Raw genomic sequence first — 13360 nt, forward strand, 5'->3', positions numbered from 1 at the left:
GCCGCACGTCATTTCAATCGTCAGGAGGCTTTGACATGCCAGATGCACAAGGCAAGGTTCGTTACGCAGTGGTCGGTGGTGGCTGGATTTCCCAAGGGGCGTTCATGCCCGGCGTCGGCCAGACGAGCAACTCGGTGATGACCGCACTGGTCACCGGCGATCCGCAGAAAGCCGATGGGCTGGCCGCCAAATACGGGCTAAAGAGTTACCGCTACGAGGCGTTCGACCAGTTGCTGGCCAGCGGCGAGATCGACGCGGTGTACATTGCCACGCCGAACTTCCGCCACCGCGAATTCGCCGAACCGGCGCTGCTGGCGGGGATTCACGTACTGCTGGAAAAACCCATGGCCACCAGCGAGGCGGACTGCCTGGCGATCAACGCGGCGGCGCGCAAATCCGGCGCCAAGTTGATGATCGCCTACCGCCTGCATTTCGAGCCGGGCACCGTCGAACTGACCGACCGCGCCCGTCGTGGCGAGATCGGCGACCTGCGCCTGTTCAGCTCGGTATACACCCAGGTCACCCACCCGTCCAACCACCGCATGCAAAGCGGGTACTGGGCCGGCCCCGTAGTGGATCTGGGGCCCTACCCCTTGAACGCCGTGCGCAACCTGTTCGCCAGTGAGCCCGTGGAAGTCCACGCCGTCGCCGTACAAACCCCTGGCCGGCCGATCAACACGCCAGACACGGTCAACGTGACGCTGCGGTTTACCGAGGAGCGGATGGCCACCTTCACCGTCAGCTACAGCCTGCCGGCCAGCGAAGGCTTTCAGTTGTTCGGCACCCAGGGCGAAATCCAGGTTTCGCCATCGTTCGGCCTAGGCGAAGGGGTCGCGATTGCCTACAAGGTCATCATCGACGGGGAAACCGAAACCCGTCAGCACCCCGTGGTGGACCAGTTCGGCGGCGAGACCGAGTACTTCTCCGACTGCATCCTCAAGAACCGCCTGCCTTCGGCGGACGGCGAGGAAGGCTGGCGCGACGTGCGGGTCCTGGCCGCCATCGAGCGAGCCCTCGAGAGCGGTGAAGTGCAGCGTCTTGAACCCTTGCCAGCGCGGCCCAGCGTGAAGCATGATCAGGCCCGCAGCCTGACCTTGGCCAAGGTGCCGGAATTTGTGAACACCGAAGTGCCTAACGGCTAAAGATCGCGACACGGTCATCGCAGGCCACCGTAACGGTTGCCCGCGATGAGGCCACAGGGTCAACAAGCACCCTGCAGCAGGCCTGGGACTTCCAAGGTTGCAACACCCCTCCAACAGTCGTACGATAACTGACAATAAACGGCCGTCACTGCCAGCCGCACAACAACAGCTCTCGATTCGTACCCTTGGTCTAACGTCCAAGGCACGCCCTCACCTCTCAGGATTTTCCACAGGAGAACACCCATGCCCAACGTCCTCGGCCAGAACTTCATCGGCGGCGCGCGCAGCGCCCAAGGCAAGCCTCAGCACAAGAGTCTCGACGCGACCACCGGTGAGGCGCTGCCTTACGAGTTCTACCAGGCCACTGACGGCGAAATCGATGCCGCCGCGAAGGCCGCTCAGAGCGCTTTCGCGACCTATCGCCAATTGAGCCCGAGCCGGCGCGCCGAATTCCTTGACGCCATTGCCGACGAAATTGACGGTCTGGGTGACGACTTCGTGGCCATCGTGTGCCAGGAAACCGCTTTGCCCGCCGGTCGTATCCAGGGTGAACGCGGCCGCACCAGCGGCCAGATGCGTCTGTTCGCCAAGGTCCTGCGCCGGGGCGACTTCCTCGGCGCGCGCATTGACCTGGCGTTGCCCGAGCGCAAGCCGCTGCCGCGGGTCGACCTGCGTCAGTACCGCATCGGTGTAGGCCCGGTGGCTGTGTTCGGCGCCAGCAACTTCCCGCTGGCCTTCTCCACCGCCGGCGGCGACACCGCCTCGGCCTTGGCCGCCGGTTGCCCAGTGGTGTTCAAGGCCCACAGCGGCCACATGGCCACCGCTGACCTGGTTGCCTGCGCGATCATCCGCGCCGCCGAGCGCACCGGCATGCCCAAGGGCGTGTTCAACCAGATCTTCGGCAGCGGCGTCGGCGAGGGCCTGGTCAAGCACCCGGCCATTCAAGGCGTCGGCTTCACCGGCTCGCTGAGCGGCGGTAACGCCCTGTGCAAGCTGGCGGCGGCCCGCCCGCAACCGATTCCGGTGTTCGCCGAGATGTCCAGCATCAACCCGGTCATCGTTCTGCCGGCTGCGCTCAAGGCGCGCGGTGAGACCGTGGCCAAGGAGCTGGCCGGCTCGGTGTGCATGGGGGGTGGCCAGTTCTGCACCAACCCGGGGCTGGTGATCGGCGTTCGCTCGCCGGCCTTCAGTGCCTTCCTGACCCAACTGCAAGAGCAACTGGGTGCCCAGGCGCCGCAGACCCTGCTCAACGCCGGCGGCCTGAAAAGCTACGCCAAGGGTGTCGAACACCTGCTGGCCCACCCCGGTGTGACGCACCTGGCAGGCAAGCCGCAACAAGGCAAGCAAGCCGAGGCGCAACTGTTCAAGGCCGACGTCAGCCTGTTGCTCGAAGGCGACGAACTGCTCCAGGAAGAAGTCTTCGGCCCGACCACCATTGTCGTCGAAGTAGCCGACGACGCCGAACTCGAACGCGCGCTGCTGGGCCTGCGTGGCCAGCTGACCGCCACCTTGATCGGCGAGCCGGGCGACCTTGAGCAATACCAGTGGCTGGTGCCCCTGCTGGAACAGAAAGTCGGCCGGATCCTGGTCAACGGTTATCCAACCGGTGTGGAAGTCAGCGATGCCATGGTCCACGGTGGACCTTACCCGGCGACGTCCGACGCCCGCGGCACGTCGGTGGGCACGTTTGCCATCGACCGCTTCCTGCGCCCGGTCTGCTACCAAAACTACCCGGATGCATTGCTGCCGCCAGCGCTGCGCAACGCCAACCCGTTGGGGCTGCAACGTCTGGTCAATGGTGAGTGGAGCTCGCAAGCCATCGGCTGACCCACTCGGCCGGGTGCACCGCCCGGCTAAAAAATAGAAAAACGGCACAGACGCCTGTCTATGCCGTTTTTTTTTGAGCCATAATGGCATGGACCGTTCGTCGAACCATGACTCACCGGTTCTGCAGTGGCGGTGATTTTTGGGTACAAGCCCGCTATGTGGTGGCACACTGAAATCAATGTAGTGGGTACGAGCGTTCTCGATGATCAAAAAGATAGCCGTCAGCGATCTTCAAATAGGGATGTTCGTCCATGAATTCGGTGGCGCCTGGATCGACCACCCCTTCTGGAAGTCTCGTTTCAAAGTCCAGCATGTCGCCGATCTGAACAAGATCCGCGAATCAGGGATCAGCGAACTGTTCATCGATACCCTGCGCGGTATCGACCTGAAGGCTGCCGTCGCCGCCCCCTTGACGGTCGAGGTGGCAGTCGCCACGGAGAAGCCGCCGCGGGTGGCCCTTGACGTGGAAGTGTCGCGGGCCCTGAAAATCTGCAGCCGGGCCAAGGAAGCCGTGGTCACCATGTTCAACGACGCGCGCATGGGCCATGCCATCAATGCCGAGGAATCCGCGAACCTGATCGGCGAGATCTCCGCCTCGGTGGAACGTCACCCCCAGGCCCTGATCAGCCTGTCGCGGCTCAAGACCTCCGATGAGTACACGTACATGCACTCGGTGGCGGTCTGCGCGCTGATGGTGGCGCTGGCCCGGCAGCTGGACATGCCCGAGGAGTGGGTTCGCGAGGCTGGCGTGGCCGGCCTGTTGCACGACATCGGCAAGATGACCATCGCTCACGAAATCCTCAACAAACCCGGACGCCTGACCGACGATGAGTTCAGCATCGTCAAGGGCCACCCCGAAGGCGGGCTGCGCATCCTGCAGCAAAGCCGCCTGAACAGCGTCACCGCCATCGACGTGTGCCTGCACCACCACGAAAAGTACGATGGCAGCGGCTATCCATTCGGCCTGGTGGGCGAACAGATCAGTGTCTTTTCGCGCATGGCGGCGATCTGCGACGTCTACGACGCCATCACCTCCGAGCGCCCCTACAAGAAAGCCTGGGGGCCGGCTCACTCGATTCGCGAAATGGCCACTTGGGCCGGGCATTTCGATGAGCGCATCTTTCAGGCGTTCGTCCGTGCCGTCGGCATCTATCCCATCGGCGCGCTGGTGCGCCTGCAAAGCGAGCGCATCGGCCTGGTGGTCGAGCAGAACGATAAATCGCTGCTCAAGCCCAAGGTGGTGATCCTCGTTTCGGCCCGCACGCGCATGCCGCTGGAGCGCCGCTTGATCGACCTGGCCAGTTACACCGAGAACGACCGCATCGTGCGCATCGAATCGGCCAAGGAGTGGGAGCTGAGCAATCTGGAAGAAATCTGGACCGGCATCTCGACGCAGAAAGGCTCGATCTTTCGCTGAGCCGGCCCTGTGGGGACATTACAAACTCTTACAAACCTCCCCGGCACTGGTAGTATGCCAGCCATTAGCCAGCTAACGACCTCCTGAACATGCCCCTCTCCGATCTGCGTGGCAACATCCTTGCCGGCCTTACCTCGTCCTTCGCGTTGGTCCCCGAATGCATCGCCTTTGCGCTGGTTGCCCAAGTCAACCCGCTGATGGGCCTGTACGGCGCTTTTATCATCTGCACGATCACCGCGCTGTTCGGTGGCCGCCCGGCGATGATCTCCGGCGCGGCAGGCTCCATGGCCGTGGTGATCGTCGCGCTGGTGGTGCAGCACGGTGTGCAATACCTGCTGGCCACGGTGGTGCTCGGCGGCCTGATCATGCTGCTGTTCGGGCTGTTGCGCCTGGGCAAGCTGGTGCGCATGGTCCCGCATCCGGTGATGCTGGGGTTCGTCAACGGGCTGGCGATCATCATCGCCTGGTCGCAGCTGGAGCATTTCAAGGACGCCCAGGGTGCCTGGCTGGCGGGCCGTTCATTGTGGGTCATGCTGGGGCTGGTGCTGCTGACCATGATCATCGTCTACGTGCTGCCGCGCCTGACCCGTGCGGTGCCGGCGGCGCTGGTGGCCATTGTCGGCGTCAGCCTGCTGGTGGCCTGGCTCGACCTGCCGACGCGCACCCTCGCCGACATGGCAGCCATCGCCGGCAACCTGCCGACGTTCCACTGGCCCAGCGTGCCACTGGACCTGGCCACGCTGAAGATCATCCTGCCCTACGCGGCCTTGATGGCCATGGTCGGACTGCTCGAAACCCTGCTGACCTTCAACCTCACCGATGAAATCACCGAGACCCGTGGCCAGCCTGACCGCGAATGCGTGGCGCTGGGGGTGGCCAATATCGTCTCAGGCCTGTTCGGCGGCATGGGCGGCTGCGCGATGATCGGCCAGACGGTGATCAACCTCAGCTCCGGCGGCCGCAGCCGGGTCTCGGGGGCGGTCAGTGGGGTGATGATCCTGTTGTTCATCCTGTTCCTGTCGCCCTTGATCGAGCGCATTCCGCTGGCGGCGCTGGCCGGGGTCATGTTCGTAGTGGCCCAGCAGACCTTTGCCTGGGGCTCTCTGCGGGTGCTGGGCAAGGTGCCGTTGACCGATGCGCTGGTGATCATTGCCGTGACCGTGGTCACGGTGTGCACGGACCTGGCCACGGCCGTGCTCTGTGGCATCGTCATCGCCGCCCTCGCCTTCGCCTGGCAGCATGCCCTGGAACTGCGCAGTGACGTGCAGGTGGGCAAGGACGGCGAAAAGGTCTATACCCCCCACGGCACGCTGTTCTTTGCCTCGACCACGCGCTTCCAAGCGCTGTTCGATGCCCAGCAGGACCCTGAGCAGGTGCAGGTGGACTGCCGCGCGCTGCACGTGATGGACCATTCGGCGATCGCCGCCCTCGAGACCTTGAGCGAGCGTTACGAGAAGGCTGGAAAGGTCCTCTCGCTGCGCGGTCTGTCGCAGCGCAACCGCGACCTGCTGGAACGGGCCGCGACGCGCATTCCCTTTCAATGACGGCAACCGCTGGTCGCCTGAACGGCACTCCAGCCGGCGGCCAGCCCACCAATATCAGGTAACGACTCTATTCCACGGAGAAGTACCATGATCAAGCATAAAATGACCATCCTCGCCCTGACTGCGGCCCTCGCCGCCCTGCCCATGGCCAGCTTCGCGGGCAGCACCGCGCCTGACAGCAGCCAAAGCACCGACTCCGGCAAGACCGGTGGCGGCAATATGGGCACTGACAATGGCACCACCACCAGTGGCACTGGCACCGCAGGCGCCGGTGGCAGCGGGACCGGTGGAGGCACCGGCGGCAGTGGGGGTGCAGCTGGCGGCGGAGGCTCGGGCGGCGGCGGGAAATAATGCTTGCTACGCCGCCACCCGCAGGACCGAGCACGCTCGGTCCTGCGGGTGACCCACGCATCAGGGAATCAACACCACCTTGTCACACGCCCCGCTGTTCACCTCGGCATAGCGCGCCAACCCATCACTCAGCGGCGCCTCCACCAGCCCTTGCGGCAATGGCAAAGAGCCGTCATCGAAGTAACGACCGAACTGCTCCAGCATCGCCGCACACGCCACGCAGTCGTACAGCAGGGAGTTGACCCCCACCACCGAGCCGCCCTTGCGGTACAACGCCAAAGCCGGCAACTGCACCAGGCCGTCCACCGGCGCAGCAATGATTGCGATCCGGCCGAAAGTCGCCAGGGCCGGCACGGCGGCGGGGAGCCAGAAGCCGGTCGTGTCGAAAATCACCTCTGCGCCGTGCTTGAACACCGCCTTGACCTGATCGCTCAACGCCTCCGGTGCCTGCAACAGCAGCACCTCGTGGCCCATGGCCCGCAGGGCTGCCGCCTGTGCTTCGCGGCGAACTGCCACCAGCACCCGCGCACCCCGCACCCGCGCCAGGTTCAGCGCCGCCAGGCCGACCGCGCCGCCGCCAATCACCAGTACCTCGGTGCCCTCACCGACCAGACTGCGCTGCAACGCATCCCAAGCCGTGGTGTACGGCACGCCCAGGCTGGCGGCCTGGGCGTAGGAAAGGCTCTCGGGTTTGAGCGCGACACCGCTCGCGGGCAGGCACAACAGCTGCGCGTGGGAGCCGTCGCGGTAGAAACCCGGTTCCTTGCCGGTGCCCCACACGTCCTGCCCCACCAGATGGGCCGGGCCTTTGATCACTACCCCCGCGAAGTCACGACCGGGCACCCGCGGCAGGGTGGTGTAGGAAAAGCGCCCCAGCACATTCTTGACGTCCGACGGGTTGAGGCCGGCGGCCTTGACCTCGATCAGCACTTCGTCGTGGGTCGGGACCGGGTCGGCCAGGTCGACCAGTTGCAAGGCGGCCAGATCGCCGGTACGCGAGAACTGCAATGCTTTCATCAGGGCATTCCTTCAATGATGGGACTGGCTTCAGTCTAGCGGCGCACTCACGACAGTACCGGCCAACCGCTTCGGTTTATCGGCCAGCCTCGCCACATAGCGCGACGGTACGCAGCCGTATTCGCGACGGAACATGTCGGTAAAGCTGCTGGCCGAATAGCCCAGGGACTGGGCAATGGTCTGCACCGGGATGCCCTGGATCAACTCGGCCACCGCCGTGGCCAGTTGCACCTGGCGTCGCCAGTGGGCAAAGCCCATCCCGAGACTGGCGGCGAACAACCGCGACAGCGTGCGCACGCTGGCCCCGGCTTCCTGGGCGTGAACCTCGAAACCTATGTCCAGGGTCGGCTGCGCCAGCACGGCCTGACACAGGCGGGTCAGGCGCCGGTCCGAGGCGGACGGCATCGGTACGGTGGCCTGCGTCGGCTGGGCACGCTCGAGTTCCAGCAGGGTCAACGCGGCGAGGGCCTCATAATAGGCGCCGTCACGATGCGCGCCCTGCTCCACCAGGCCCACGATCAGCTCGCGCAACAGGCTGTTGACCTCAATCACCTGAGCCTGTCGATACAAGCCTTGGGCCAGGGCCGGGCGCAAGTAGATATTGCGCATCTCCAGGTCGGTGACCACACGGATGCCATGGGGCACTCCGGGCGGCAGCCAGACCGCACGCTGGGGCGGCACGACCACGGCGTGATCGGGCATCTGCACCCACATCACCCCGCTTACGGCGTATAGCAGTTGCCCCCAGTCATGCTGGTGCGGCTCGACGAACAGGCCGCGCGGGTAAGTGCGCGACAGCGGTGCCAGCGGCGCGCTGGGGTGGGTCAGATCGGGCGGTGCGGCCAGGGCCATGGCAAGCGCTTCATCCAGTGCAAAGGCGCCATCATACCCCGAGGTTTTTGACGCGCAGGTCACAAACTGATACGACTAGGGCAAGCCCAACCGCCGAGGTCTCCTGCGATGAATCTGGTCAACGCCCGTCTGCGTCGTCAACCCGGGCTCTACAGCCTCAGCTGGACCGCCCAGCGCATCACCGCGATCACTCTTCAGGCCGGCACCGTCGAGGCGCAAGCAGGCGAACTCGACGCCTGCGGGCAACTGGTGATTGCGCCCCTGGTCGAACCCCATATCCATCTGGACGCCGCCCTCACCGCCGGCGACCCGGAGTGGAACATGAGCGGCACCCTGTTCGAAGGCATCGAGCGCTGGGGCCAACGCAAAGCCACCATCACCCACGCCGACACCAAGCAGCGCGCTCACACCACCCTGCGCATGCTCGCCGAACACGGCATCCAGCACGTGCGCACCCACGTCGATGTCACCGACCCGACCCTGGCCGCGCTCAAGGCCATGTTGGAGGTGCGCGAGGAGGCGCGCTCGTTGATCGACCTGCAAATCGTCGCGTTCCCCCAGGAAGGCATCGAGTCCTACGAGGGCGGTCGCGCCTTGATGGAGCGGGCCGTGGCGATGGGCGCCGATGTCGTGGGCGGAATACCCCACTTTGAAAACACCCGGGAACAGGGCGTCAGCTCGATCCACTTCCTCATGGACCTGGCCGAACGCACCGGCTGCCTGGTGGACGTGCACTGCGACGAAACCGACGACCCCCATTCGCGCTTTCTCGAAGTGCTGGCCGAACAGGCGCGGGTGCGTGGCATGGGCACCCGGGTCACCGCCAGCCACACCACGGCGATGGGGTCCTACGACAACGCCTACTGCTCCAAGCTGTTCCGGCTGCTCAAGCAGGCCGACCTGAACTTCGTTTCGTGCCCCACCGAAAGCATTCACTTGCAAGGTCGCTTCGACACCTTCCCCAAGCGCCGGGGCGTCACCCGCGTGGCCGAGCTGGACCGGGCCGGGCTCAACGTCTGCTTCGGCCAGGACTCGATCAAGGACCCCTGGTACCCACTGGGCAACGGCAACATCCTGCGGGTGCTGGATGCCGGGCTGCACATCTGCCACATGATGGGCTTCGACGACTTGCAGCGCAGCCTGGACCTGGTCACCGACAACAGCGCCCGCACGATGAACCTGGGCGAAGGCTACGGCATTGTGGTGGGGCGGCCGGCCAACCTGATGGTGCTCAACGCCGAAAACGATTACGAAGCGGTACGCCAGCAAGCCAAGGCACGGATCTCGGTACGCGGCGGTCAGGTGCTGATGTCACGGGAACCGGAGCGCATCGAATTTTCCGGCGAGCACCTGTCCTTGCCCAGCCGTTGCACCACGAACTCGACGAAATGACGCAGCTTGGGTGAGCGGTAGCGGTCCTGCCCGTACAACAGGTGCACGGGCCGTTGCGGTAACCGATGGTCACCGAGCAGGCCCACCAGCCGGCCCTGGTCCAGGTCCGGCTGCACCAACGCGTCCGGCAACATGGCGATGCCCAGCCCGCCCAGCACCGCGCGGCGCAGGCCGGCCGCGCTGTTGGCCTGCAGTCGCCCGCTGATGTCGACGATCACCTCGTCCCCCGCCGGCCCGAGCATCCGCCAGTGCTTGCCGGTCCAGCGCCACTCATCCCCGGCTGGATAAGCAAAGGACAGGCATTCGTGGTCGGCGAGCTGCTCCGGCCGCACGGGGTGGCCATGGCGGGCCAGGTAGTCCGGGGCCGCGCAGATCGTCAAACCGTAGTCCACCAAGGGCCTGGCGATCAGGCTGGAAGGCTCCAGCACGCCGAGGCGCACCACGGCATCGAAGCCCTCTTCCACCAGGTCCACCAGCCGCTCGGTCAGGACCACATCCAGCTTGACCGCCGGGTAGCGGGCCATGAATGCGGGCAGCAGCGGCATCAACGACTCGGCACCAAAGGTCGGCGGCGCGCTGATGCGCAGCGTGCCGTGGGCCTGGGTCTGAACCTGTTGCGCCAGTTGCTCGGAGTCATTGACCAACCCAAGGACTTCCACGCAGCGCTGGTAATAGGCGCTGCCGAACTCGGTCAGGCTCTGGCGCCGGGTGGTGCGCTTGAGCAGGCTGACGCCCAGGCGCTGCTCCAGTGCGCGCAGGTGGTTGCCGACCATGGTGGTCGACAATCCGCTCAGTTCAGCGGCGCGGGTCAGGCTGCCGGACTCGACCACGCGGACAAACACGGTCATGGCCTGGAACAGGTCCATTATCAAGCCTCGCTTACAGGTGATCGCAGTCTGAGGGTGTTTATCCCGACTGCATGGCTAACGATACTGGAAAAAACCGCCCGTGGAGAGCCCGATCATGACCGCTGCCAGCCTGATGCCTACCTACCAGCCCCTGCCCATCAGCTTTGCCCGTGGCGAAGGCTGCCGCCTGTGGGACCTGGACGGCCAGGAATACCTGGATGCCGCCGCCGGCGTGGCGGTCACCGGCCTGGGGCACGCTCACCCACGCATCGTCGAGGCGATCCGCGAGCAGGCCGGGTTGCTGTTGCACACCTCCAACCTCTACGGCATCGAGTGGCAGCAACGGCTGGGGGAGCGGCTGGCAGCATTGAGCGGGTTGGAGAAGGCCTTCTTCAACAATTCCGGCGCCGAGGCCAACGAAACGGCCTTGAAACTGGCCCGTCTGTACGGTCGCCACCGGGGCATCGAGCAGCCGCTGATCGTGGTCATGGAAAACGCTTTTCACGGCCGCACCCTGGGCACCATGGCGGCCAGCGACACGTCCAGCGTGCGCCTGGGCTACCAGCCGCTGCCGGGCGAGTTCATCAAGGTCCCCTTCGGCGACCTCGCGGCGCTGACCACGGTGACCCAGGGCTTCGGCCAACGCATCTGCGCGGTGCTGCTGGAACCGGTGCAAGGCGAAAGCGGCGTGCGTGTAGCACCTACCGGTTACCTGCGGGCCTTGCGGGACTGGTGCACCCGGCACGCCTGGCTGCTGATGCTCGACGAAATCCAGACCGGCATGGGCCGCACCGGCCGCTGGTTCGCCCACCAGCACGAGGGCATCGTGCCGGACGTGATGACCCTGGCCAAGGCCCTCGGCAATGGCCTGCCCATCGGTGCCTGCCTGGCGCGTAAAGCGGTGGCCGATCTGTTCACGCCGGGCAGCCACGGCAGCACCTTCGGCGGCAACCCGCTGGTGTGCCGGGTGGCCTGCACGGTATTGCAGGTGATGGAGGACGAGAGGCTGGTGACCAACGCCGCCGTCCGGGGCGAGCAGTTGCTGGGGCTGTTGCGGGCGAGTCTGGCGGGCCATCCGTGCGTCAAGGAGATTCGCGGCCGCGGCTTGATGATCGGCATCGAGCTGGCGCAGCCGCAGCGTGACTTGATGCTGCGCGCCGCGCGGGAGCAACGGTTGTTGATCAGTGTCACGCGGGGAACGGTGATTCGGTTGTTGCCCCCATTGATGGTGAGTTCAGAGGATGTGGTGGCGATAGGCGAAGGGTTGAGCCGGTTGCTGCTGGCGGCCAGAGTGGTCGGCAAGCGGGTGGCATTCTGTTGAGCCTCGATGGCGCCCCTGAGTACCACGAGGAAGGTGGGACCCGGGCAGCCACGCAGCAGCGCTTTGCGACTCGAAAAAGCGGACAGTCCTTTGAAATACCCTACACATTTACAAGGTTCACACCCGTCAAGGCTTGCTCAAAAACCCATCCACCAACCGGGAAAACGCCTCGGGCCGGTCACTCATGATGAAGTGCAGGCTGTTGGCAATGCGCACCCGCTTGACCCCGGGCAGGCCGCGATAGCCCTGTGACCAGAGTTCGTCCACCTGATCGCCAGGCCGTCCGGCGTCGGTGTACACCGCCGTCACCGGCGTGGTCATGCTGTGCAAGCCTTCGCGCACGTCGGTGAGCATGGTTTCGCGCAGCGCAGTCGCCACCGCGTGGCGGTCGCTGGCCATGGACCACTGCACGATCTGCTGCTGCATGGCCGGGTCGCGAGTCATGCCTTGGGCCACCAGCACCTGCCGGTCGTGGTAGGTATTCTCGTCCAGGCCAAGCAGCTCGGCCGCTGCCTGGTCTGCCATCGGCCTGGCCTGATCCGGCGTGGCGCCGGGTGTGAGCAGCGCGCTGTAGAACGGCAGGGTTTCGACGGTCATCAGCCGGCCGACGTCGTCGGGATGGGCCTGGGCCAGCATCAACCCGGCAAGGCCGCCCAAAGAATGGCCGATGATCGCCGGGTGCGTGAGACCGTTCTGTTTGATGTAGCGGGCCAACTCGTCTACCACCGGCTGCAGGAACGGTTCATCGCCATGGAACCACGGCTCGCCGGCAAACCCGGCCAGTTGCACCAGGTGCACGCGGTAATGAGCGGCCAGCCCGTTGGCCAACGGCCGCCAGACTTCCCGTGATGAGGCCAGGCCCGGGATCAGGATGACGTCCGGGCCGTTGCCCACCACTTCCACGCTCAGGCGGTCGGAGAGGAAGGTGGCTTCGTCGGCCTGGGCCGTCGTGCAGAACATGAAAACGAGGGCCGCGAGGCAGACGGAGCAGCGTTTGAGCAGGTTGGTCATGGGGTCCCGGCAGGGTTATTGTTGAGGTGGGGGGCAAGTGTAACTGCAGTCGGCCTGCAAAAAACCACTACCCTGTGACAATCAACCTGTAACAGGACGCCCCACCCATGCCCGCCCGCCTCTACCTCGAAGACCTCCACATCGGCGACCGCTTCAGCAGCCAGGCTACCACGCTGGACGCCGCCCAGATCAAAGCCTTCGCCACCCAGTTCGACCCCCAGCCGTTCCACCTTGACGAAGCGGCGGCCGAACAAAGCTTTTTCGGCGGCCTGGCTGCCAGTGGCTGGCACACGGCCGCGCTGACCATGCGCCTGCTGGTCGAAAGTGTACCCCTCCACGGTGGCCTGATAGGGGCCGGCAGCGAGATCACCTGGCCGCAGCCGACCCGGCCCGGAGACCAACTGCGGGTGGAGAGCGAAGTGCTGGAGATCGTGCCCTCGCGCTCGCGCCCCGACCGTGGCCTGGTGACCTGCCAGAGCCTTACCCTCAATCAGAACGGCGACGTGGTGCAACGATCAGTGGCCAAGCTGCTGGCATTTCGTCGTCCGCAGGCCTCATGAATCCCACCCTGGAGCGGTTTCATCCACCCTCGCGAGGTTTCTCTCTATGCTGATGCATTTGATTGGCAAGAGGAGTCT

The 13360-nt window shown here is 65.2% G+C and carries 12 protein-coding genes; 8 read left to right on the forward strand and 4 right to left on the reverse strand.

What is annotated here, in order from left to right:
- Positions 1–35 precede the first annotated feature (35 nt).
- The 5 genes from HB675_RS20075 (at position 36) to HB675_RS20095 (ending at position 6281) form a co-directional block, all read left to right on the forward strand.
- The gene (locus HB675_RS20075; protein ID WP_213880748.1) at positions 36–1142 is read left to right on the forward strand and encodes a Gfo/Idh/MocA family oxidoreductase; all 1107 of its coding nucleotides are present in this window, start codon (positions 36–38) and stop codon (positions 1140–1142) included.
- Positions 1143–1385: 243 nt separating this feature from the next.
- Positions 1386–2969 (forward strand): aldehyde dehydrogenase (NADP(+)), encoded by a 1584-nt coding sequence (locus HB675_RS20080; protein ID WP_213880750.1) that lies wholly within the window; start codon positions 1386–1388, stop codon positions 2967–2969.
- A gap of 202 nt (positions 2970–3171) precedes the next feature.
- Entirely contained in the window at positions 3172–4386 is a 1215-nt protein-coding gene (locus HB675_RS20085) for an HD-GYP domain-containing protein (protein ID WP_213880751.1), read from the forward strand.
- A gap of 89 nt (positions 4387–4475) precedes the next feature.
- Entirely contained in the window at positions 4476–5930 is a 1455-nt protein-coding gene (locus HB675_RS20090; protein WP_213880753.1) for a SulP family inorganic anion transporter, read from the forward strand.
- 87 nt (positions 5931–6017) lie between these two features.
- Positions 6018–6281, forward strand: coding sequence for a hypothetical protein (locus HB675_RS20095; RefSeq protein WP_213880755.1), 264 nt, complete (start codon positions 6018–6020; stop codon positions 6279–6281).
- Positions 6282–6341: 60 nt separating this feature from the next.
- Here the strand turns inward: HB675_RS20095 and HB675_RS20100 are convergent, their stop codons facing one another.
- Both HB675_RS20100 and HB675_RS20105 read right to left on the reverse strand, forming a co-directional pair.
- Entirely contained in the window at positions 6342–7298 is a 957-nt protein-coding gene (locus HB675_RS20100) for a zinc-binding alcohol dehydrogenase family protein (protein ID WP_213880757.1), read from the reverse strand.
- Positions 7299–7328: 30 nt separating this feature from the next.
- Positions 7329–8150: a helix-turn-helix transcriptional regulator gene (locus tag HB675_RS20105; protein WP_213880759.1), complete on the reverse strand. Its 822-nt coding sequence runs from the start codon at positions 8148–8150 to the stop codon at positions 7329–7331.
- Between the two features lie 108 nt (positions 8151–8258).
- Between HB675_RS20105 and codA the strand changes: the two genes are divergently transcribed.
- On the forward strand, positions 8259–9542 hold the full coding sequence (codA, locus tag HB675_RS20110; RefSeq protein WP_213880761.1) for a cytosine deaminase: 1284 nt from the start codon (positions 8259–8261) through the stop codon (positions 9540–9542).
- Here the strand turns inward: codA and HB675_RS20115 are convergent.
- Positions 9449–10408, reverse strand: a complete 960-nt coding sequence (locus tag HB675_RS20115) for a LysR family transcriptional regulator (protein WP_213880763.1) — start codon at positions 10406–10408, stop codon at positions 9449–9451. The genes codA and HB675_RS20115 overlap by 94 nt on opposite strands.
- A gap of 97 nt (positions 10409–10505) precedes the next feature.
- Here HB675_RS20115 and HB675_RS20120 point away from each other — a divergent pair, with 97 nt between their 5' ends.
- Positions 10506–11711, forward strand: coding sequence for an aspartate aminotransferase family protein (locus HB675_RS20120; protein ID WP_213880765.1), 1206 nt, complete (start codon positions 10506–10508; stop codon positions 11709–11711).
- Between the two features lie 126 nt (positions 11712–11837).
- Here the strand turns inward: HB675_RS20120 and HB675_RS20125 are convergent, their stop codons facing one another.
- Entirely contained in the window at positions 11838–12722 is an 885-nt protein-coding gene (locus tag HB675_RS20125) for an alpha/beta hydrolase (protein WP_213880767.1), read from the reverse strand.
- Between the two features lie 107 nt (positions 12723–12829).
- Between HB675_RS20125 and HB675_RS20130 the strand changes: the two genes are divergently transcribed.
- A complete protein-coding gene (locus HB675_RS20130; RefSeq protein ID WP_213880769.1) occupies positions 12830–13282 on the forward strand; it encodes a MaoC family dehydratase in 453 nt (150 codons plus the stop codon).
- Positions 13283–13360 lie beyond the last annotated feature (78 nt).

The organism is Pseudomonas sp. dw_358 (assembly GCF_018449655.1).
Lineage (GTDB): Bacteria > Pseudomonadota > Gammaproteobacteria > Pseudomonadales > Pseudomonadaceae > Aquipseudomonas.

Excerpts from the sequence above, each read along its gene's own strand:
- HB675_RS20080 (WP_213880750.1), top strand. The coding sequence starts at position 1,386 with ATGCCCAACGTCCTCGGCCAGAACTTCATCGGCGGCGCGCGCAGCGCC.
- HB675_RS20120 (WP_213880765.1), top strand. The coding sequence starts at position 10,506 with ATGACCGCTGCCAGCCTGATGCCTACCTACCAGCCCCTGCCCATCAGC.
- HB675_RS20085 (WP_213880751.1), top strand. The coding sequence starts at position 3,172 with ATGATCAAAAAGATAGCCGTCAGCGATCTTCAAATAGGGATGTTCGTC.
- HB675_RS20115 (WP_213880763.1), bottom strand. The coding sequence starts at position 10,408 with ATGGACCTGTTCCAGGCCATGACCGTGTTTGTCCGCGTGGTCGAGTCC.
- HB675_RS20075 (WP_213880748.1), top strand. The coding sequence starts at position 36 with ATGCCAGATGCACAAGGCAAGGTTCGTTACGCAGTGGTCGGTGGTGGC.
- HB675_RS20090 (WP_213880753.1), top strand. The coding sequence starts at position 4,476 with ATGCCCCTCTCCGATCTGCGTGGCAACATCCTTGCCGGCCTTACCTCG.
- codA (WP_213880761.1), top strand. The coding sequence starts at position 8,259 with ATGAATCTGGTCAACGCCCGTCTGCGTCGTCAACCCGGGCTCTACAGC.
- HB675_RS20095 (WP_213880755.1), top strand. The coding sequence starts at position 6,018 with ATGATCAAGCATAAAATGACCATCCTCGCCCTGACTGCGGCCCTCGCC.
- HB675_RS20130 (WP_213880769.1), top strand. The coding sequence starts at position 12,830 with ATGCCCGCCCGCCTCTACCTCGAAGACCTCCACATCGGCGACCGCTTC.
- HB675_RS20100 (WP_213880757.1), bottom strand. The coding sequence starts at position 7,298 with ATGAAAGCATTGCAGTTCTCGCGTACCGGCGATCTGGCCGCCTTGCAA.
- HB675_RS20125 (WP_213880767.1), bottom strand. The coding sequence starts at position 12,722 with ATGACCAACCTGCTCAAACGCTGCTCCGTCTGCCTCGCGGCCCTCGTT.
- HB675_RS20105 (WP_213880759.1), bottom strand. The coding sequence starts at position 8,150 with ATGGCCCTGGCCGCACCGCCCGATCTGACCCACCCCAGCGCGCCGCTG.